Annotated in this window: 19 protein-coding genes; 15 read left to right on the top strand and 4 right to left on the bottom strand. The window is 57.7% G+C overall.

Translation table 11 applies throughout. From position 1 onward, the window contains the following. The first annotated feature begins 52 nt into the window (after nucleotides 1-52). Genes xerD through recJ form a run of 3 tightly spaced genes read left to right on the top strand, consistent with a single transcriptional unit; the run spans nucleotide 53 to nucleotide 3,416 of the window. Nucleotides 53-946 carry a site-specific tyrosine recombinase XerD gene (gene xerD / locus NQH49_RS15530; protein ID WP_256697292.1) on the top strand — a complete coding sequence of 298 codons (894 nt, stop codon included), beginning with the start codon at nucleotides 53-55 and terminating at the stop codon, nucleotides 944-946. 22 nt (nucleotides 947-968) lie between these two features. Continuing rightward, nucleotides 969-1,682, top strand: coding sequence for a bifunctional protein-disulfide isomerase/oxidoreductase DsbC (dsbC, locus tag NQH49_RS15525; RefSeq protein ID WP_154155349.1), 714 nt, complete (start codon nucleotides 969-971; stop codon nucleotides 1,680-1,682). A gap of 6 nt (nucleotides 1,683-1,688) precedes the next feature. Continuing rightward, on the top strand, nucleotides 1,689-3,416 hold the full coding sequence (gene recJ / locus NQH49_RS15520; RefSeq protein ID WP_256697291.1) for a single-stranded-DNA-specific exonuclease RecJ: 1,728 nt from the start codon (nucleotides 1,689-1,691) through the stop codon (nucleotides 3,414-3,416). Nucleotides 3,417-3,468: 52 nt separating this feature from the next. On the opposite strand, the gene NQH49_RS15515 is transcribed toward recJ, so the two are convergent. After that, nucleotides 3,469-6,225, bottom strand: coding sequence for an autotransporter domain-containing protein (locus NQH49_RS15515; protein ID WP_256697290.1), 2,757 nt, complete (start codon nucleotides 6,223-6,225; stop codon nucleotides 3,469-3,471). A 554-nt stretch (nucleotides 6,226-6,779) separates the two neighbouring features. Here NQH49_RS15515 and prfB point away from each other — a divergent pair. The 9 genes from prfB to NQH49_RS15470 all read left to right on the top strand — a co-directional run bounded on the left by prfB (nucleotide 6,780) and on the right by NQH49_RS15470 (nucleotide 14,852). Then, nucleotides 6,780-7,878, top strand: a protein-coding gene (gene prfB, locus NQH49_RS15510) for a peptide chain release factor 2 (protein WP_102135998.1) whose coding sequence is annotated in 2 segments (ribosomal slippage) — nucleotides 6,780-6,854 and nucleotides 6,856-7,878 — 1,098 coding nt in all. Because the reading frame shifts where the segments join, the coding sequence is not laid out codon by codon here. Between the two features lie 9 nt (nucleotides 7,879-7,887). Then, the gene (gene lysS, locus NQH49_RS15505) at nucleotides 7,888-9,408 is read left to right on the top strand and encodes a lysine--tRNA ligase (RefSeq protein ID WP_256697288.1); all 1,521 of its coding nucleotides are present in this window, start codon (nucleotides 7,888-7,890) and stop codon (nucleotides 9,406-9,408) included. Between the two features lie 223 nt (nucleotides 9,409-9,631). After that, a complete protein-coding gene (locus NQH49_RS15500) occupies nucleotides 9,632-10,483 on the top strand; it encodes a MurR/RpiR family transcriptional regulator (RefSeq protein WP_256697287.1) in 852 nt (283 codons plus the stop codon). Between the two features lie 262 nt (nucleotides 10,484-10,745). Further along, a complete protein-coding gene (locus NQH49_RS15495) occupies nucleotides 10,746-11,582 on the top strand; it encodes a transporter substrate-binding domain-containing protein (protein WP_256697286.1) in 837 nt (278 codons plus the stop codon). Nucleotides 11,583-11,584: 2 nt separating this feature from the next. Beyond that, entirely contained in the window at nucleotides 11,585-12,217 is a 633-nt protein-coding gene (locus NQH49_RS15490) for a DUF1989 domain-containing protein (protein ID WP_008108219.1), read from the top strand. Further along, nucleotides 12,201-12,848, top strand: a complete 648-nt coding sequence (locus NQH49_RS15485) for an urea carboxylase-associated family protein (RefSeq protein WP_256697285.1) — start codon at nucleotides 12,201-12,203, stop codon at nucleotides 12,846-12,848. The genes NQH49_RS15490 and NQH49_RS15485 overlap by 17 nt, the downstream gene beginning before the upstream one ends. Before the next feature lie 3 nt (nucleotides 12,849-12,851). Beyond that, complete coding sequence (locus NQH49_RS15480) at nucleotides 12,852-13,502, top strand: amino acid ABC transporter permease (protein ID WP_008108217.1); 651 nt, start codon at nucleotides 12,852-12,854, stop codon at nucleotides 13,500-13,502. Next, nucleotides 13,502-14,167, top strand: coding sequence for an amino acid ABC transporter permease (locus NQH49_RS15475; RefSeq protein WP_256697284.1), 666 nt, complete (start codon nucleotides 13,502-13,504; stop codon nucleotides 14,165-14,167). Before NQH49_RS15480 ends, NQH49_RS15475 begins: the two co-directional genes overlap by 1 nt. Nucleotides 14,168-14,180: 13 nt before the next feature. Beyond that, nucleotides 14,181-14,852, top strand: a complete 672-nt coding sequence (locus NQH49_RS15470; protein WP_061719875.1) for a DUF1989 domain-containing protein — start codon at nucleotides 14,181-14,183, stop codon at nucleotides 14,850-14,852. Nucleotides 14,853-15,022: 170 nt separating this feature from the next. Here the strand turns inward: NQH49_RS15470 and NQH49_RS15465 are convergent, their stop codons facing one another. Further along, nucleotides 15,023-15,649: a serine protease gene (locus NQH49_RS15465; RefSeq protein ID WP_256697283.1), complete on the bottom strand. Its 627-nt coding sequence runs from the start codon at nucleotides 15,647-15,649 to the stop codon at nucleotides 15,023-15,025. A 363-nt stretch (nucleotides 15,650-16,012) separates the two neighbouring features. Here NQH49_RS15465 and NQH49_RS15460 point away from each other — a divergent pair, with 363 nt between their 5' ends. Next, nucleotides 16,013-17,176 carry an MFS transporter gene (locus tag NQH49_RS15460; RefSeq protein ID WP_256697282.1) on the top strand — a complete coding sequence of 388 codons (1,164 nt, stop codon included), beginning with the start codon at nucleotides 16,013-16,015 and terminating at the stop codon, nucleotides 17,174-17,176. On the opposite strand, the gene NQH49_RS15455 is transcribed toward NQH49_RS15460, so the two are convergent. After that, on the bottom strand, nucleotides 17,173-18,093 hold the full coding sequence (locus tag NQH49_RS15455) for a LysR family transcriptional regulator (protein WP_256697281.1): 921 nt from the start codon (nucleotides 18,091-18,093) through the stop codon (nucleotides 17,173-17,175). The genes NQH49_RS15460 and NQH49_RS15455 overlap by 4 nt on opposite strands. A 110-nt stretch (nucleotides 18,094-18,203) precedes the next feature. Here NQH49_RS15455 and lysA point away from each other — a divergent pair, with 110 nt between their 5' ends. Together lysA and NQH49_RS15445 are read left to right on the top strand one after the other, a co-directional pair. After that, nucleotides 18,204-19,457, top strand: coding sequence for a diaminopimelate decarboxylase (gene lysA / locus NQH49_RS15450; protein WP_256697280.1), 1,254 nt, complete (start codon nucleotides 18,204-18,206; stop codon nucleotides 19,455-19,457). Next, nucleotides 19,457-19,906, top strand: coding sequence for a GNAT family N-acetyltransferase (locus NQH49_RS15445; RefSeq protein ID WP_008108205.1), 450 nt, complete (start codon nucleotides 19,457-19,459; stop codon nucleotides 19,904-19,906). Before lysA ends, NQH49_RS15445 begins: the two co-directional genes overlap by 1 nt. Nucleotides 19,907-20,041: 135 nt before the next feature. Here the strand turns inward: NQH49_RS15445 and galR are convergent, their stop codons facing one another. After that, nucleotides 20,042-21,043 (bottom strand): HTH-type transcriptional regulator GalR, encoded by a 1,002-nt coding sequence (gene galR / locus NQH49_RS15440; RefSeq protein ID WP_036649453.1) that lies wholly within the window; start codon nucleotides 21,041-21,043, stop codon nucleotides 20,042-20,044. Nucleotides 21,044-21,177 lie beyond the last annotated feature (134 nt).

Below are 21,177 nucleotides of genomic sequence, written 5' to 3'. Positions count from 1 at the left end.
GCAGCCTACTTTCAGGCATAATGAGCACGATTTCACACGGGCGGAGAGTACAGTGCAGGACAGCGATCTGATCGAACAGTTTCTGGATGCGCTTTGGATTGAGCGTAATCTGGCGCAAAATACGCTCGCCTCTTATCGGCAGGATCTGCAAACGCTCACCGGTTGGCTGCATCACCACGATCGCACGCTCTTAACGCTGGAAGCGCTTGATTTGCAGCAGTTTCTCGCCGAACGCGTTGAGGGAGGTTACAAAGCCACCAGCTCGGCGCGCACCCTCAGCGCCATTCGCCGCTTGTGCCAATATCTCTATCGGGAAAAATTGCGCAGTGACGATCCCAGCGCGCTGCTGTCGGCACCGAAACTGCCGCAGCGTCTGCCGAAAGATCTCAGTGAAAACCAGGTCGAACGCTTGTTGCAGGCGCCGAGCATTGATGTGCCGCTTGAACTGCGTGACAAGGCGATGCTGGAATTGCTGTACGCCACCGGTTTACGCGTGACGGAGCTGGTGGGCTTAACCATCAGCGATATCAGCCTGCGTCAGGGTGTGGTGCGCGTGATCGGTAAAGGCAACAAAGAGCGCCTTGTGCCGTTAGGTGAAGAAGCGGTGTACTGGATTGAATACTATATGGAACATGGTCGGCCGTGGCTGCTCAACGGGCAAACGCTGGACGTGATGTTTCCCAGCCAGCGCGCACAGCAAATGACGCGGCAGACCTTCTGGCATCGCATCAAACACTATGCGACCCTTGCCGGTATCGATAGCGAAAAGCTGTCGCCGCACGTGCTGCGCCACGCATTTGCCACACATTTACTGAACCATGGCGCCGATTTGCGCGTCGTACAGATGTTGCTGGGCCACAGCGACCTCTCGACCACCCAAATTTATACGCACGTCGCCACTGAGCGCCTGCGTCTGTTACATCAACAGCATCATCCGCGCGCTTGAGATGCGGTAACAAGGATTTAAGATGAAAAAGCAGCTAACGATGCTGGCTCTGCTGGTCAGTGCATTCACTGGATTGGCGCATGCCGATGACAACGCCATTCAGCAAACGCTGAAAAAACTGGGATTGCAGCAGGCTGAAATCCAGCCGTCACCGCTGCCGGGCATCAAAACGGTGCTGACCGAAAGCGGCGTGCTCTACGTCTCCGAAGACGGCAAACACATGATTCAGGGGCCGCTGTATGATGTCAGCGGCAGCCAACCGGTCAACGTCACTAACCAGTTGCTGGACAAAAAAGTCACGGCGCTGGCGCCAGACATGATTGTCTACAAAGCGCCAAAAGAGCAGCACGTGATCACCGTGTTCACCGATATCACCTGCGGCTACTGCCGCAAGCTGCATGAGCAGATGGCCGACTACAACGCGCTCGGCATCACCGTGCGCTATCTGGCCTTCCCGCGTGAAGGTCTCAACGGCCAGGTTGAAAAAGCCATGCGCGCCATCTGGTGCAGCGCCGATCGTAACAAAGCTTTCGATGCAGCGATGAAAGGCGATGCGCCGCAGATGGATGCGCCAGCGACCTGCAAAATCAATATCGAGCAGCAGTACAAACTCGGCATCCTGTTTGGCATTCAGGGCACGCCAGCCATTCTCACGGATAGCGGCATGATGATTCCTGGCTATCAGGGACCGCAAGAGCTGAAGCAGGTGCTTGACGGCCAGAAGCGTGGCGGTTAACGCACAGTGATTCATTCTGTTGAATTGCGTCGGCGCGAAGCCGAGACCGAAGCCAGCCTACCCGCTGATTTGCCCCCTTTGCTGCGCCGCTTGTATCTGCAACGCGGCGTGAAACAGGCGCTGGAACTGGAGCGCGGCGCTAAACATCTGCTGCCGTGGCAAACGCTGGGCGGCATCGAAGCCGCCGTGACGCTGCTGCATCAGATGCTGTTGGCAGGCAAGCGCATCGTGGTGGTAGGCGATTTCGATGCCGATGGCGCCACCAGCACCGCGTTAACCGTGCTGGCGCTGCGCAGCCTTGGTGGCAACGTTGATTATCTGGTGCCAAACCGTTTCGAAGATGGTTACGGCTTAAGTCCGGAAGTGGTCGAGCAGGCCAAAGCGCGCGGTGCGGAGATGATTCTCACCGTCGACAACGGCATCTCATCACATGCTGGAGTCGATACCGCGCATCAGCACGGCATTCCGGTGCTGGTTACCGATCACCACTTGCCGGGCGAAACCTTGCCCGCCGCCGAAGCGATTGTGAACCCGAATCTCAACGACAGCGAATTCCCTTCACGTTCGCTGGCGGGTGTTGGCGTGGCCTTCTATCTGATGCTGGCGCTGCGTGCGCATCTGCGTCAGCAAAACTGGTTTAGCGATAGCCGCGCCGAGCCAAACCTGGCGGAACTGCTCGATCTGGTGGCGCTGGGCACCGTAGCCGATGTGGTGCCGCTAGATGCCAACAACCGCATTCTGGTGTGGCAAGGTTTGAGTCGTATCCGCGCCGGAAAATGCCGCGCCGGGATTCGCGCGCTGTTGGAGATTGCCAATCGCGATGCGCGTCAACTTGCTGCCAGCGATCTCGGTTTTGCTGTCGGTCCGCGTCTTAATGCCGCCGGTCGTCTGGACGATATGTCGGTTGGCGTGGCGTTGCTGCTCACCGAAGATATCTCCGAGGCGCGCATGCTGGCCAATGAGCTCGATGCGCTGAATCAGACGCGCAAAGAGATTGAGCAGGGCATGAAGAGCGAAGCGCTGGCGCTGTGCGATGAGCTGGAGCGCCAGCACACCGATCTGCCGCTGGGTCTGGCGTTCTACCATCCAGAGTGGCATCAGGGCGTGGTCGGAATTCTGGCGTCGCGATTAAAAGAGCGCTTTCATCGTCCGGTGATCGCTTTCGCGCCTGCCGGAGACGGCACGCTGAAAGGTTCTGGCCGCTCGATTGCCGGTTTGCATCTGCGCGATGCACTGGAGCGTCTCGACACGCTGTTCCCGGGTTTGATGATCAAATTTGGTGGTCACGCCATGGCCGCCGGATTGTCACTGGAAACCGCGAAGTACGAGGAGTTCCGTGCGCGTTTTGCCGCGTTGATTGATGAGTGGCTGGATGGCGAAGCGCTGCAGGGCGTGATTTGGTCGGACGGCGAACTGCATGCGCAGGAGTTTACGCTGCACACCGCCGAAATGCTGCGAGAAGCCGGTCCGTGGGGCCAGGCGTTCCCGGAGCCGGTGTTCGATGGCAAGTTCAAGCTGCTACAACAGCGGTTAGTGGGCGAGCGCCATTTAAAAGTGATGGTCGAGCCGCTCGGCGGCGGCCCGCTGTTAGATGGGATTGCCTTCAACGTGGATACCACGCTGTGGCCAGACAGCAGCGTGCGTCAGGTGCAGCTGGCCTACAAGCTGGATATTAACGAGTATCGTGGTAATCGTTCGGTGCAGTTGATCATCGATCATATCTGGCCGATGTAAGGTGCGTGAGGTCGCCATGAATGGCGACCCTACACCGTTGGGTGCGCAGCACTCAGAAACTCACATCCACACCGCCGCGCAGCACTTTCTCGTCACCATGATCGGCGAAGTGCTGGTCGGCGCGCAGGAACAGGCGCGCACGTGACGTCTGCGCCACATCCAACCGCACGCCTAACCACTGCGACCGGCGATCGAGCTGCATACCGGGAATCGTGAAACGGTTCTGGTCATCGCCAAATCCGCCCCAGCGCGCGCTGACATCCATTGACGGATTGTTGAACGCGTATTGATATTCGCCATACAGACTCAGCATGCTCCACAATCCAGCCGACCAATCCTGCCGTGCGCTGATACTCAAACCGCTATAACCGACGCTGCGTCGATAGCTGTCGCCGTCACCACTCAGACCAAACGCGCTGCCTTTATCCTCAAATGCACCGGTATCCAGCCCGGTCTCACGCCAGCCGAGATACGGTTCGAGGCGATAGTTATCCTCAATTGTCCAGCGATAGCCGCTCTGCAGTGCCGCCTGCCAGCTGTTGCTGCGGGTGGTCGATGACACCGGCGAAGCTTCATCCAGTAATATCAGGCGTTTTAACTCATCGCGACCATGTTGATAGCTTAGATTGCCCTGCAGATACCATTCTGGCGTTAGATCGTAGCGACCATACAGCATCGCGCCTTGCAGGCGATTACGGCTGGTGCCGCCGGTTTGGTCGTAGGTGGAATCGATCTGGTTCTGCGTCCACGCCACGCCCACGCGCAGACCAGAAACGCCCAAATCGCTATCTACGCCCAACGCAGTAAGCGTGTTGCGATAATCGGTACCGAGGTAGCCCGCCTGATCCAGTGAACCGCGCAGTTGACCGCTTTCGATCCAGAAACCGTAACGATTGTCGGCGCTGGCGTCGGCGATACGGTTGCTTAACAGGCGGCTTTGATAATCCAGCGCGTTAAACAGTACCGCGTTGCTGGAGGCGTGCGCCTGACCGGAAAGGGAATTAATGGCAGCCTGAGCACTGCTGGCATCCGCCAGCGTCTGGAACGCGCCGGCCGCGCCCAGCGCCGACTGCTGCGCACTGCTGAGCGATCCCTGTTGCTGCCAGCTATCCGCCACGCTAAATGCCTGCTCCAGATTCACGGCCGTTTGCTGGGTGCTGGCGCCGTTGATGCCCATCGCTGCCGCTGCTGCCGCAGTATTTTTACGCGTCAGTTGGCCGGTGACGCTGTTGGCGTTGTAGCTGACCAAACCATCGAGGAACACGCCGGTATTGACCTGACTGAACTGGCCGCTGACGCCCGCATCGCTGGTCAGCAGCGTTTCCTGCTGTTTCACCACATAGGTCGATGACGGTGGCGCGAGGTTTAGCATGCCGTCCAGCGTCGAATGGCCCGCTACGCGCAGCGGACTGTTCAGCGCAATATTCAGCACGCCGTTGCTGCGTTGCTGGTAATCGCCGTGCACCTGCAAGCCGCCGTTGACCGAGCCCTGATTGAGTAAGCTGCCGCCAATCACGCCGCTGCCACCCAGGATGCCGCTGCCGCTGACGTTGGCACTGCCAGCAATCGCACCATCGATGAGCAATGTATTGGCCGAGACACTGGTCTGGCCGAGGTAACTGTTGTTGCCGGTTAACTGCAGCACGCCGCCATTATTCGCGCCGTCAAGGATCAGACCGCGATCGCCGCTGATGGCATTCGAGAAGACATAGCTGCCCGCATCCAGGCTGGCGTGAAAATCATTGGCCCAAAACATCGCCGGACCGTTCAGCGCTTTCGCCTGGTTGAGATCGCCCCAGCCGAAGGTATCGTTGTAAGGCCTCCCGTTGGCGCTATCCGCAGCGCCTGCATACGCATCGCTATGATAAATGGCGGTGGTCAACAGCGTTTGCTGCAGGTTGTAGCCGCTCATCCACGGAAAGCGCTGCAACACTTGCGAAGCCGCCGCTGCAGCGCGCGGTGCGGCAAATGAGGTGCCGTAGCTACGCGCATTCACCCAGGTGCCGTCGCTATTCTGAAAACGATAATCGCTGTAACCCGGTGCGCTCAGGCACCATGCGGCAGCGTTGCCGCAGGCATCAAACGGCCCGGTTAAGGCCGCGCGGTTCGCCGTGTCGTATGAGGTGCTGTCCATCACGCCGGTGACCGCCAGCATGTTCTTTTGCAGCGCGCTGTCCTGATAAATCAGCGGCAGTTGGGCGTTAGGAGAAGGTGTGGCGGTGCCGCCATTGCCGGTGATCACCACCGCCAGGCCGTTAGCCGCCGCAATCTCACGCATGCTTTGCACCAGTACCTGATAGTGCGGCTGCGCATCGGTTAACGCCTGCGCGGTGGTTAAACGTTCGCTGGAGGCGTACGACATATTGAAAATCCGCACGCCCTGGCTCAGCAGGCCGCTCACCGCTCGCGCGGTATCGTCGTATTGAAAAATATTGTTTTGAGATGCCTGCGCCACATACAGTGCGCTACCCGGCGACAGGCCCAATAACGTCAGCGCCACCACGGTGCCGTGACCGTTAATGCCTTGGTTATCATTCAAACTGCTACCGCCGCCAACGTAGCTGGTGAACTGCACATTGGCGTAATTAACTTCACTGCGATCGGGCGATAACCCCGAATCAATAATGCCCACTTTGCTGGCATTGCCTAACGCGCCGGGCTGAGCTGGTGTGGGTGTCTCAGGCGTGCCGGTGGTGGGCGAGGTTGTCGCGCTACCGCCGCCTCCACCTCCGCCACCGCAGGCGGCGAGTAACAAAGGCATCAACAAGGCAAGCAGGCGCGGAGAAGTGCGCAAACCGGGAATAAACATCGATACTCCTTCATGTCTCTCAGGACATGTTGTGCCCGCTCACGTTTACGGGCGCTGATTACTGTGTCATTCCCTGTCAAAGCTGCGCATTCCTGGCGGTCGTGGTGACAAACGGTCTGGACGTTAGTGATGTCCATCGGGGGGATAGTCACTGAGCAAAATGATAAAAGGGCGCTAACAAATCGATAGGCTGAATATCAGCTGCTTAATGGCGTTGTTTGAGACGTGTCTGCTTTCTTGCAGGAAATTTCTCACAAGGCAATTCTTAATGATTTATCGTTATAAATCATGATCTTTAATGACGTCTTTCAGCGCTAATCGCCTAAAATTTGCAGGAAAATTCCTAAGAAGGTTCTGAGGGAGAGGTGTTTGCTGGGGTGTTTTGGAAAACATAACGAATGCGGCTTTCCAGAAGGTTGAGAACTTTTTTTCTCACGGCGCGTGCGTACTCACTCACACTGCGTGCAATGCTACAAAGTACGCACACTTTCGGGTAAACTAGCGCGTTAGTTTTTATCTCCTTTCACCGAATCGTCAAAAAAGACTGAAAAGCCATGTTTGAAATTAATCCGGTCAAAAATCGTATCCAGGACCTCAGTGAGCGCAGCGACGTTCTTCGGGGGTATCTTTGACTACGATGCCAAGAAAGAACGCCTCGAAGAAGTAAACGCCGAGCTGGAACAGCCTGACGTCTGGAACGAACCTGAGCGCGCGCAAGCGCTGGGTAAAGAACGCGCTTCACTGGAAGCGGTGGTGGAAACCTTAGATCACATGCGTCAGGGCCTGGAAGATGTGCAAGGCTTGCTGGATCTGGCGGTGGAAGCCGACGACGAAGAAACTTTCAACGAAGCGGTTGCCGAGCTTGATGCACTGGAAGTGAAGCTGGGCGAACTGGAATTCCGTCGTATGTTCTCAGGCGAATATGACAGCGCCGACTGCTACATGGATATTCAGGCCGGTTCCGGCGGCACCGAAGCGCAGGATTGGGCCAGCATGCTGCTGCGCATGTATCTGCGCTGGGCGGAAGCCAAAGGCTATAAAACCGAAATTATCGAAGAGTCAGACGGTGAAGTGGCCGGAACCAAATCCGCCACCATTAAAATCATCGGCGACTACGCGTTTGGCTGGCTGCGCACCGAAACCGGCGTTCATCGCCTGGTGCGTAAGAGCCCGTTCGATTCCGGCGGCCGCCGTCATACCTCATTCAGTTCGGTGTTTATCTACCCGGAAGTGGATGACAACATCGATATCGATATCAATCCCGCCGATTTGCGTATCGACGTTTACCGCGCCTCCGGTGCGGGCGGCCAGCACGTTAACAAAACCGAGTCTGCGGTGCGTATTACCCACTTGCCGACCAACATTGTGGTGCAGTGCCAGAACGACCGTTCACAGCACAAGAACAAAGATCAGGCCTTCAAGCAGTTACGCGCCAAGCTGTACGAATATGAGATGCAGAAGAAAAACGCGGACAAGCAGGCAGCGGAAGATAACAAATCTGATATTGGCTGGGGCAGCCAGATCCGTTCTTATGTTCTCGACGATTCACGCATCAAGGATCTGCGCACCAGCGTAGAAACCCGCAACACCCAAGCGGTGCTGGATGGCGATATCGATCGTTTTATTGAAGCAAGTTTAAAAGCAGGGCTATAAGGAACCGACATGTCTGAACAACAACCGCAGAGCGCTGATGCCGCCCTTGAGTTAAACAACGAACTGAAAGCGCGTCGCGAAAAACTCAGCGCGCTGCGTGAAAAAGGCGTGGCGTTTCCTAACGATTTCCGCCGCGACACCACGTCTGATGTGCTGCATGCCAGCTATGACGCTAAAGAGAACGAAGAGCTGGAAGCGCTGGGCGTAGAAGTGAGCGTGGCCGGTCGAATGATGACGCGCCGCATCATGGGTAAAGCGTCATTCGCCACCCTGCAGGATGTCGGCGGCCAGATTCAGATCTACGTCTCACGCGACGATCTGCCAGAAGGCGTCTACAACGAGCAGTTCAAAAAGTGGGATCTCGGCGATATCCTCGGTGCGCGCGGTAAGCTGTTCAAAACCAAAACCGGTGAGCTGTCGATCCACATCACTGAGCTGCGTCTGCTGACCAAAGCGCTGCGTCCGCTGCCGGACAAATTCCACGGTCTGGCCGATCAGGAAACCCGTTATCGTCAGCGTTATCTCGATCTGATCTCCAACGACGATTCGCGCAAAACCTTCAAAATTCGCTCACAAATCATGGCCGGCATTCGTCAGTTCATGGTGAACCGCGAGTTTATGGAAGTGGAAACCCCGATGATGCAGGTGATTCCTGGCGGCGCGTCTGCGCGTCCATTTATCACCCATCACAATGCGCTCGACATCGATATGTACCTGCGTATTGCGCCAGAGCTGTATCTGAAGCGTCTGGTGGTGGGCGGATTTGATCGCGTGTTCGAGATCAACCGTAACTTCCGTAACGAAGGTATTTCGCCGCGCCATAACCCAGAGTTCACCATGATGGAACTCTATATGGCGTATGCGGATTACAAAGATTTGATCGAGCTGACTGAGAGCCTGTTCCGTACCCTGGCGCAGGATGTGCTGGGCACCACCGAAGTGCCGTATGGCGATCACAGCTTCGATTTCGGTAAGCCGTTCGAGAAGCTCACCATGCGTGAAGCGATCAAGAAATACCGTCCGGAAACTGACCTGAGCGATCTGGAAGACTTCGATAAAGCGGTAGCGATTGCTCAATCGCTGCACATCAAAGTCGAGAAGAGTTGGGGCCTCGGCCGCGTAGTAACCGAGATCTTCGAAGAGACCGCTGAAGCGCACCTGATTCAGCCAACCTTCATCACCGAATACCCGGCTGAAGTGTCGCCGCTGGCGCGTCGTAACGACGAGAACCCGGAAATCACCGACCGCTTTGAGTTCTTCATCGGCGGCCGTGAAATCGGTAACGGCTTCTCAGAGCTGAACGATGCAGAAGATCAGGCCGAGCGTTTCCTGCAGCAGGTGAATGCGAAAGAGTCTGGCGATGACGAAGCGATGTTCTACGACGAAGACTACGTCACCGCGCTGGAACATGGCCTGCCACCAACCGCTGGTTTGGGCATTGGTATCGACCGTATGGTGATGCTGTTCACCAACAGCCACACCATCCGCGATGTGATCCTGTTCCCGGCACTGCGCCCTAGCGCTAAGTAGTATTGCGCCGCTGTCCCCCATCCCGGCCTTCCCCCGCAAGCGGGGGAAGGAGACGCTGCGACATGCAAGTTCAAGACTGACATATGGCAGCATCTTCCTCCCCCATTTATGGGGGAGGACCGAGGAGGGGGACAGCAAGCACACTTCCCCCCAACACAAAATTCCTGATGACAACCCGGCACGCTCTGTGCAGGATGGTTTTTTTCATTTTCAGGGAATCACCATGAGTGCAAAAGCGGCAACGTTAGAGGGCCGGATTCGTCAGCACTGGGATCAACTCTCCAGCCACGAGCAGCGACTTGCCGATGTGCTACTCGCCGCACCGGGCCAGTTAGCCATGAACACCGCCACCGAACTGGCGCACAGCGCGGGCGTATCCAAAGCCACTACCACGCGCTTCTTCCGCCATCTCGGCTATGAAAGTTATGAAGCCGCTCGTCGCCAGGCGCGTGAAATGCAGAGCAGCGGATCACCGCTCTACCTGCAACCGGCACCCAGCGCGTCGCCGCTGGCCAGCATCATGCAGCAGCATCTGGAAAAAGAGATTGCCAACCTGGTCAACAGCTATCGCACGCTGGACAGCGAACAGCTGCAGCAGGCGGTTACCGCCATCAGCCAGGCGCGTCGCGTGGTGGTGATGGGTTGGCGCCACAGCCAAACCATCGCGCATCTGATCTATCGCGATCTGATCCATATTCACTCCGACGTGCGTCTGCTGCCGCGTCCCGGTGATTCGCTGGCGGAACATATGGCGGCTCTGACCGCTGAAGATGTGGTGATCTGCGTCGGTCTGCGTCGACGCATGCCCGCGCTGGAAGCGGCGATGAACGCGCTGGCCGAGCGCAATGTGCCGATGCTGTATATCGCCGATGTACTTTCTGGCAAACCGGCGCGCCATGCGCAGTGGGTAATCCGCTGTCACACCGACAGCAGCCTGATCTTCGACAGCACCGCCGCGCTCTCCGGCGTGTGTAATCTGCTCTGTTCACTGGTGGCCCGACAAATGGGTAAAGCCAGCAACGATCATCTCGCGCAAATCGAAGCGCTGCACCAATCCCTCGACGAACTCGAATAATGCGCCGTGCTGGCGCAGGGTGCGCCAGAAAAATCACCAAAACGGTGCAATTCTGTCCACCCTCCGCCAATCCATCCATCCCAATTCTGCATCATGTGAAATAGTAGAAATTAAAAATAAAAAACAAGAAACAAATGTTTCCAATTGATTTTATTACCTAAAGAATGAGTTGTTGTGGGTTTTCCTGCGTAGTGGTGAAAAAACTGGCACAAAATATGCTCAGTAGAAAAAGACATTTCACCAACACCAGGGAAACACCATAATGAAAAAAACAGCACTGCTGATTGCCGCTCTTCTCTCCGTAGGCACCTTAGCGCAGGCGCAAGCCGACACGCTGGCCGACATCAAAAGCAGCGGCAAAATCACCGTCGGTATCGATCCAACCTTTCCTCCCTACGAATACACCGATGACAAAGGTGAGATCACCGGTTACAGCGTGGCGATTATGCAATCCTTCGCCAACGAGCTCGGTGTGAAACTTGAGTTTCAGAAAACCGCCTTCAGCGGCATTCTGCCGGGCCTGATTTCCGGCTCTTTCAATGCCGAAGGTTCATCCCTTAACGTCACGGCGGAACGCGCGAAAAAAGTGCTGTTCACCGTGCCGTACAGCAAAACCGTTAATGGCGTGCTGGTGCGTGAAGCCGAGGCGAAAACCTTCAACGGCAAAACCCTGAGTCCGGAAAGCTTGTCGGGTCTGCGCGGTGCGGTGAAAACCGCCAGCGTGCCAGAGCAGCTGCTGAAGGGCTTCAACGAGCAGTTGAAGAATGAGGGTAAAAAACCGATCACCATCATCAATGTCGATTCACTTGATCAAACCGTCAGCACGCTGATGACCAAACGCGCCGACTTCGTTTATGACGACATCTCGGTACTGGCACCAGTAGCAAAAAAATATGCCGGCAAAGTGGCGCAGGTGGGCGAAGTCGGCCCGTCGCAGTGGATGGGTTGGGCGACGCGTAAAGAAGATGGCAGCCTGAACAAAGCCATTAGCGACCACATCCTGGCGATGCAGAAAGAGGGCGAACTGACCAAACTGCAGCAGCAATATCTCGGCACCACCTTTACCGTGCCCGCCAGCGACTTCATCCCGCAGGAGTAATTATGTGCCAGTCCAACCTGACGGTACCTGCCGGCTTTGGCAAAACCTTCCGCGTGCGCAAGGGCCAGTTTATTACCGTGATTGACAGTGAAGGGCAGCAGGCGGCCGATTTCGTCGCGGTGAATGCCGATGATCTGAATGAGAAGCTGTCGCCGGTGCATACGCGTCAACAACTGCGCTCGCTGTTCTTCAAGCCGGGCGACGCGCTGTGGTCGAGTGAAAACCGTCCGATGCTGCGCATTCTTGCCGATAGCATCGGCATCCACGACGCCAACGTGCCCGCCTGCGATCGCACCCGTTTCAGCATTGATTTCGGTGTCGAAGGGCATCGCAACTGCGTGGATAACCTGCTGGAAGGGATGAAGGAATTTGGCGTCACCTACTTCTCGCTGCCAGAGCCGTTCAACCTGTTCCAGAACGGCCCGGTCACCGCCGATGGCCGCATGGAAGTCACCGATCCCAACAGCAAAGCGGGCGACAGCATCACCTTTGAAGCACTGTGCGATCTCATCTGCTCGGTGTCATCTTGCCCGCAGGACATCATTCCCGGCAACGGCCTGCAGGTGACGCCCATCGACATCGTGGTCAGCGACCATTTTCACGCTCAGGAGATGAATCATGCTGTTAATGCGTGAAAGTTTTGAAGAAACCGCTGTGCGCACGTTGGCTGAACCGGTGCAGGTTGCGCCGGGCAGCATCGGTTCGATTCGCGTGCTGCGCGGCCAGTTACTGCGTATCACTGCACAGGGCGACGGAGCGGTGGCTTCGCTGTTTGGCTTTAGCCTGGCCGATCCCGCCGTGTGGCTGTCGGTGCATCACACGCGGGTGTTCAGCAACAGCTACCTGCTCGGTTCCGGTATGCGTCTGGTGAATAACCGTCGCCGTCCGATGATGGTGCTGGGTAAAGACAGCGTGAAACGTCACGACCTGCTGCTGCCGGCTTCCACCACGGCGTTTCTCACTGAACGCGGCCATCAGGGCGAAGGTTGCCTCGATGCGCTGCGTGGCGAGCTGGCGCGTCTGGGCATGGTGGTACCGAAGCTGCCGGATCCCATCAACCTGTTTATGCACGTCAAGCTGACGCGGGAAGGCGATATTCTGCCGGAAACCAACCTGACCAAAGCCGGTGACAGCATTACCTGTCGCGTGGTGATGGACACGCAGTTCATCGTCTCCGCCTGCAACACCGGCATTGAGGGCAACGATCGTCCCGCGCCGCTGCTGCTGTCGGTGGCGGAAAACCTGCACGACTTTAACGCGGAGTAACGCATGGGGCTGGATCAACAGGTAGTGGCCGCGCTGCCGGAACTCGGACACGGCCTGCTGATGACGCTGGTGCTGACCGTGCTGGCGTCGTTAGTCAGCGTAGTAATGGGGCAGCTCGGCTGCTTCCTGCAACTGCGTCGTGCCTGGATCTGGCGCGCCATCGGGCGTTTCTATGTCAGCGTGATGCGCGGAACGCCGGCGATTGTGCAGCTGTTTGTGGTGTTTTTTACCTTGCCACGGCTGGGATTGGGCGGTCAGCCAATGCTGGCGGCGGTGATTGCCATTGGTCTTAACAGCGGCGCTTACGTGGCGGAAATCCTGCGCGTCAATCGCAGTCTGGTGACGCGCGGACAGCTTGAAGCGTCGCGCACCTTGGGCCTGAGCCGCTTGTTGACGTGGTGGTACGTCATCAACCCACAAGTGATGCGCGCCAGTCTGCCAATGCTGGTCAATGAGTTCACCATTCTGCTGAAAACCACGCCGCTGGCGTCGGTGGTGGCGCTCACCGAACTGACCTACGCCGGACAGATCGTCATCGCCCGCACCTACGAAGCCACGCAGGTGTTGCTGCTGGTGGCGGCCGGTTATCTGCTGATCGCCATGCCGTTGATTGCGGCGGCGCGTCGTCTGGAAGCGAAACGGAGGTTGGCATAATGGATTGGCAGGCAATTATCACCTCTTTGCCGTCGCTGGGTGACGGCTTGCTCGCCACCTTGCAGCTCTGTTTGGTGGCGGCGCTCTGCTCGCTGCTGTGGGGCGCGCTATTGGCCGTGCTGCTAATGCGCGCCTCGCCGTTCTGGCTGCGTTTGCTCAATCTTTATATTGGTTTAACGCTCGCCTTGCCGCTGCTGGTGGTGATCTATCTGCTCTACTTTGTGCTGCCGGAATATGACATCACGCTGTCGTCGCCGGTGGTGGGCGTGCTGGCGCTAACGCTCTACTACGCGCCCTATATTGCGCAGGTGATCCGCTCGGCGATTGATGCGCTGCCGCAAGGGCAGTGGGAAGCGTGTCGCGTGCTGGGCCTGAGCCGCAGTGAACAACTGCGCGACGTGGTGCTGCCGCAAACATTGCCGCAGATGCTGTCGCCGCTGGTTGGGCTGATGATTGGTTTGATTAAAGACTCCGCGCTGCTGTCGATTGTCTCGGTGCAGGAGTTTATGTACGCCGCCAAACAGGCGATTTCGGATACCTACGCGCCGCTGGAGATCTATCTCACGGTGGCGCTCTGTTACTGGCTGCTCAACAGCGTTATCGACTGGCTGGCGCGCTGCCTTGAATCTCGCATGACGCGCTACCGTCGTGCCATGCAGCATTAATCAGGAGAACAACATGTCGGCTGAATTTCAGCATCGTGAAGCGATGACCATCCCGGCGCGCTACGGCAAAGCGGTGCGTCTGCAGAAAGGTGAAGCGGTGCAGGTGATTAATCTGCACGGCACGCAGGTGGTGGATTGCTGGGCGTATAACGCCGAAGACGTGAGTGAATATATGTGTATGGAGGCGACGCGCGTGTGGAATCAGCGTCTCAATCCCAAAGTGGGCGACAGCTTTATCACCAGCCAGCGCCACCCGATTTTGACGCTGGTGGCAGATACCTCGCCAGGCGTGCACGACACCTTTATGGCGGCCTGCGACGCACGTCGTTATGAGCTGCTCGGCTGCACCGAACCGCATCGCAACTGTCATGACAACCTGTTTGAAGGCATGAGCGAGCTGGGCGTGACGCTGCCGCACGGCAATCTGGCCTCGTTTAATATCTTTATGAATATTCAGGTGCAGCCGGATGGCATCACGCTGAAGACGCTGCCAGTGGTCACGAAGCCGGGCGACTATATTGTGCTGCGCGCCGAGATGGATTGTTTTGTGGCGTTTTCCGCCTGTCCGCAGGATATCGTCAGCATTCAGGGGCAGGGCGACAACACCCCGCGCGATGCCGAACTGCGTATTTTGACCAGCGGATTCCCGCAGGTGCAGTTGAAGGGGGCGTGGGTTCCGGCGTGACTGTGCACGCTGTCCCCCATCCCGACCTTCCCCCGCTCGCGGGGGAAGGAGACGCTGCCACATGCAGCTCCCCAACTATCATATTGCAACATCTTCCTCCCCCATTTATGGGGGAGGACCGAGGAGGGGGACAGCCAGCACCGGCCGGGATGGGGGACAGCGCGCACGCTCTAAGACTTCACCACCCCATCCAGCCACGCCTGAAACCGTGCATACGGCACATACAGCGCCACATTCTTAAACAGCGTCTTACCGCTTTTATTGTCATCAATCTGGCTGCTGTAACCGACAATCACGCCCGCCAGCGTATCATCGCTGGCGTTATACACCGCGCCGCCGGACATGCCTTTCACCACGCCGGCATTGGCCGCCACCACCACGCAGCTGGCTTTGTTCCAGTCATTTGCCAGCGTGGTGTTAATCAGATTCTTGCCGCTCGACGCCACCGGCATCGCCGAAATAAAGCTGTAGCCATACAGATTCACGTCATCGCCAATGTGGCTATTGCGGAACGGCGGTGGCAGATTGGCTTCGCTGTTTTTGTGGTACACCACGGCGATATCGCATTCGGGATGCCAGGCTTTCACCCGATAGAGCGAATACCTGGCCACGTGGGCCGCCGTCAGGCTGTATTCGGGCGTGAGAGGAATGGTGGTGCCAAGCGCACCAATGCCCAGCACCGTTGGAATGCCGGTGACGGTCATATCGACGCGTTTTGCTGCTTCTTTGCTGTATTCGTAATGCCCAACAGAGCAGCCACTCAGGCAGCCAACCGTTAGCGCGATGAGCCATCGCATACGCTTTCCCCTCGATTTTTGACACCCCATAACCGGGCAATCCATTGAGGTATCGGCAGTGCACGTCCATCCTTTACTGTTTGATTTTGCGTCAAAAGCTGACTCACTGTGATAACGATCACATCCTTTTCAAGCGTAGCGCGGAAACATCAATCTGTCTCAATGGTTAGTCTGTGACATTTTCCCGCGCAGGGATTATTGCTGCGGGCGCAAATAAGCCTTGCGGCGCGCGGGGTAGTTGGCATGAGAGGGCTATGCTTTAATAACAGTGTGACGCAGTTCAAATTTTAATAAGCGTCTGTTGTAACCGTACTGCGCTCGCAGTGCGGTCCGCCTGCAAAAAAATTATTGGGAGAGTGTGTTATGCCTGTTGCATTACTGGCGCTGGCGCTGAGTGCGTTCGCCATCGGCACCACGGAATTCGTCATTATGGGATTGCTGCCCGAAGTGGCGGGCGATCTGCAAGTGACGATTCCTTCTGCGGGATGGCTAATCAGCGGTTACGCGCTGGGCGTTGCCATCGGCGCGCCGATCATGGCGTTGCTGACCGCCAAACTGCCGCGTAAACGTACTCTGATTCTGCTGATGATCATCTTCATCATCGGTAACGTGCTCTGTGCTTTGGCCTACACCTACAACCTGCTGATGCTGGCGCGTGTGGTGACGGCGCTGTGTCACGGTGCGTTCTTCGGCATCGGTGCGGTGGTCGCGGCGAGTCTGGTGGCACCGGGTAAACAGGCTTCTGCTGTGGCGCTGATGTTCACCGGCCTGACGCTGGCGAACGTGCTCGGCGTGCCGCTCGGCACCTGGTTTGGTCAGATGTTTGGCTGGCGCGCCACCTTCTGGGGCGTGGCGATCATCGGCATCTTCGCCTTTATCGCGCTGATTGTGAGCCTGCCGACCAACAAAGAAGAGAAGCCGGTGCATCTGGCGAGTGAAATCAGCGCGCTGGCCAACGGCAAACTGTGGCTGTCGCTGCTGATGACGGTGTTCTTTGCGGCGGCGATGTTTGCGCTGTTTAGCTACATTGCGCCGCTGCTGCTGCAGGTGACCGGCATCTCAGATCGCGGTGTCAGCTGGACGCTGTTCCTGATTGGTGCGGGCCTGACCGTCGGCAACATCCTCGGCGGCAAGCTGGCCGACTGGAAAGTGTCGTTTAGCCTGATCCTCAGCTTTATGCTGATTGCGCTGTTCTCGCTGCTGTTCAGCTGGACCAGCCATGCGCTGTGGCTGGCGGAAATCACGCTGTTCCTGTGGGCGATGGCGACCTTCGCCACCGTGCCGGGCTTGCAGATTAACGTGGTGCGCCACGGCAAAGATGCGCCAAATCTGGTCTCGACGCTGAATATCTCCGCCTTCAACGTCGGCAATGCGCTCGGCGCGTGGGTCGGTGGCGCGGTGATAGAGAAAGGTTATGGCCTGACGTCGGTGCCGGTTGCCGCTGCCGCACTCGCGGCAGTTGGTTTGGTGATCTGCCTGATCACCTTCCGTAAATCGGGCGGGCAGGGCGAAGCGGTCAACGCTTAAGCCAGCCGTTCGGCAATACGTTGTGGAAACGCGGCCACGTGCTGTTGCAGGTGGTCGCAGAAGTGATCGACCAGCGCCGAAGCCGGTCGATGCTGCGGCCGCACCAGACTGACGGTGAAGGGCACGGCAATACTGAAGCGACGCATCACCACACCGCTGTCGGCGTAATCCAGCGCCGTCAGCGGATTCACAATCGAAATCCCCACGCCCGCGCGCACCATCGCGCACACCGACGCCGCGCTGTGCGTCTCCAGCACCAGACGACGCTCCACATCCTGCTCATGAAACAGCGAATCCAGCAGCTGACGATAGCTATCGCTGCGCGACAGGCTGACGTAGTTTTCACCGTGGAAATCCTGTGGCGTCAGCACCTCGCGCTGACACAGCGGATGCTGTGGCGGCAGCACGCACACTTCATCACAGGTCAGCAGCGGCACACGTTCGGTACCCGCTGGCGGGTGTTGGGTTTCGGTCAGACCGAGATCGTAACGCTGCGCCGACAGCCACTCTTCCAGTAGCGGCGACTCCTGCGGAATAATATTCAGGCTGACCTGCGGATAGCGCTGCAAAAACGGTTGTAGCAGCGGCGGCAACAGCGACTGCGAAAACACCGGCAAGCAGGCGATCGACAATTCGCCCTGACGAAACTGACGCAATCCTTCGGCGGCATCCATAATGCGATCCAGTCCGTACCACGAGCGCTGTACCTCTTCGTACAGCCGCAAGCCTTGCACCGTTGGTTGCAAGCGGCCACGCACGCGTTCGAACAGTTGCAGGCCAAGCTGCTGCTCCAGGCGCGCCAGTTCGCGGCTTACCGTCGGCTGCGAAGTGTGCAGCAGCGTGGCCGCCTGCGTCAGGTTGCCGCTGGTCATCACCGCGTGAAAAATTTCGATATGTCGCCAGTTAATTTTCGCCATCGTCTCCTCCGCTGAATCCATATCATATTTGTATAGATGTCGCTAAAACAGATATTTTTCTGAATTGATGCGCTGTGGCTAAATGGCCTCAATGACACAGGAGAATTGACATGCCACGCCCACTCAACAACAGCGAAACCGCATTAACTGCCGCCAACTTACTGCCGCTGGCGCAGCGTTATTCTGGCCCATTCTGGGCGTACGATGCGGCGATCATTCAGCAGCGTATTGCGCAACTCGGCGCCTTTGACGTGGTGCGTTTTGCACAGAAAGCCTGCTCCAACATCCACATTTTGCGTCTGATGCGCGCGGCGGGCGTCAAAGTCGATTCGGTGTCGCTGGGCGAAATCGAGCGTGCTATTGCCGCCGGTTATCAGCCGGGCGGCGAAGATATCGTCTTCACCGCCGATGTGTTCGATCAGCCAACGCTGACGCGCATCGCCGAGCTAAAAGTGCCGGTCAATGCTGGTTCGGTGGATATGCTGCATCAACTGGGCGAACTGTCGCCGGGCCACGCGGTGTGGCTGCGCATCAATCCTGGTTTTGGTCACGGTCACAGCCAGAAAACCAACACCGGCGGTGAGAACAGCAAACACGGCATCTGGCATAGCGATCTGCCGCTGGCGCTGGCGGCGATTCAGCAGCACGGCCTGCGTCTGGTCGGCCTGCATATGCATATCGGTTCCGGCGTGGATTACGGCCATCTGCAGCAGGTGTGTGACGCGATGGTCGATCAGGTGGTGGCGTTTGGTCAGGATCTTGAGGCGATTTCTGCCGGTGGCGGTTTGTCGATTCCTTATCGTATTGGCGAAGAAGCCATTGATACCCAGCACTATTACGGCTTGTGGAACGGCGCGCGTCAGCGTATCGCCGCGCATCTCGGTCATCCAGTGAAACTGGAGATCGAGCCAGGTCGCTTCCTGGTGGCCGAATCGGGCGTGCTGGTGTCGCAGGTGCGTGCAGTGAAAGAGATGGGCAGCCGTCACTTTGTGCTGGTTGATGCCGGTTTCAGCGATTTGATGCGTCCGTCGATGTACGGCAGCTATCACCACATTTCTCTGCTGCCGGTCGATGGCCGCGCGTTGGGCGACGCCACTGTCGAGAGCGTGGTGGCCGGTCCGCTGTGTGAATCGGGTGACGTGTTCACGCAGCTGGAAGGCGGCAAAGTGGAAACCCGCGCGCTGCCTGCGGCGCAGGTCGGCGATTATCTGGTGTTCCACGATACCGGCGCGTACGGCGCATCGATGTCGTCGAACTACAACAGCCGCCCGCTGATTCCGGAAGTGCTGTTTGAGAATGGCGCACCGCGTGAAATTCGTCGTGCGCAGACCATTCAGGAGCTGCTGGCGCTGGAGCTGATCTGATGAAGATTGTCGCGCTCAGCGAGGTGCCGCATCACGCCTCGCAGATCACCGATTGGCTGTGGCAGGCATTTGGCGACGGTACGTCGCGTGAGTTTTACGACAGTATCGTGCGCAGCAGCCTCAACGGCGCCGATTTCCCGGTGACCTTTGTGGCGCTTGATGGCGATATACCGCTCGGCACGGTGGGATTCTGGCGCTGCGATTTGATCAGCCGTCAGGATCTCACACCGTGGGTGGCGGCGCTGTTTGTCGAGGAGTCCGCGCGCGGCAAAGGGTTGAGCGAAGCGCTGCAGCAGCATGTGATCGATTTCGCGCAGCAGCGTGGTCATGACAAGCTGTGGTTATGGTCAACCTTTGGCGGTTATTACGAACGTTTTGGCTGGCAGTATCAGTGTGACGCGCTGGAGTTCCCGGATGTGCGGGTGAAGGTGTACTCGCGGGAGTTGTGATGGGTGCGCGTTGTCCCTCACCCTAACCCTCTCCCGCAAGCGGGCGAGGGGATGATTAGGTGAAAAACGCACTCGCTCAGTCCCCTCTCCCTTTGGGAGAGGGCCAGGGTGAGGGAAACCACGCACAAACCCAAATTAACCCGGCCCACTCACCGAATGCCGTCTTACCAGCGTGGGGCTAAACATATTGGTCACTTCCGGCATCTCGCTGCCATTGGCGAGCGCCAGCGCCAGTTGCGCCGCCTGTTGCGCCATGGTGACAATCGGGTAGCGCACCGTGGTTAAACGCGGGCGCACATAGCGCGACACCAGCACATCATCAAAGCCAATCAGCGACATCTCTTCCGGCACGCGAATGCCGTTATCACTCAGCACCGCCAGCGCGCCGGCGGCCATCGAATCGTTATAACAGGCCACCGCCGTGAACTGCTTGCCGCGTCCCATCAGCTCGGTCATCGCCTGCTCGCCGCCCACTTCGTCCGGTTCGCCCCACGCCACTAAACGATCGTTGCACGGCAAACCGTGCTCTTTCAGCGCGTCGTAATAGCCTTGCAGACGATCTTCAGCATCGGAAATGGTGTGAGTGGAGCAGATAAAGGCGATTTGCGTATGGCCTTGCTGAATCAGATGGCGCGTTGCCAGCCACGCGCCGTAGCGGTCATCCAGCGCGATGCAGCGATGCTCAAAGCCTTTCAGCAGACGATTCAGCAGCACCATGCCCGGCACCTGCTTCATCAGCATCTCTAAATCGTCATCGGGGATTTTCTTGGCGTGCACCACTAAGGCGGCGCAGCGATGACGCATCAGTTGCTCAATCGCCTGACGCTCTTTTTGCTCATTGTGGTAACCGTTACCAATCAGCAAAAAGTTGCCGGTTTGGCCCGCAACTTCATCCACCGCTTTGACCATCGCGCCAAAAAACGGGTCGGAAACATCGCCCACCACTAACCCCAGGGTTTCGGTGGATTGCTGCGCCAGGGCGCGTGCGTTGGCGTTCGGGTGATACTGCAACTGCTCCATTGCCGCCGTGACGGCGAGGCGAGAACTCTCGCTGGCTTTGGGCGAATTATTGATGACGCGGGAGACGGTCGCAACCGACACCCCAGCCATACGGGCAACATCCTTAATGGTAGCCATGCGATTATCGACATCCGGGAAAACGTTTACACATGCCACCAGTGTTACGGAAAACCCACCCTGTAGCAACCCGGCAGAATGCCAGCGCTGTCGCAAAAGCACGGAAAATCAGGCGCTCACAGCCGCGCTTTAGC

It is taken from the genome of Pantoea trifolii (genome assembly GCF_024506435.1).
Taxonomy (GTDB): domain Bacteria; phylum Pseudomonadota; class Gammaproteobacteria; order Enterobacterales; family Enterobacteriaceae; genus Pantoea; species Pantoea trifolii.
Note: the sequence above shows the minus strand (reverse complement) of the source record. Positions and strands in the feature narration are given on the sequence as shown.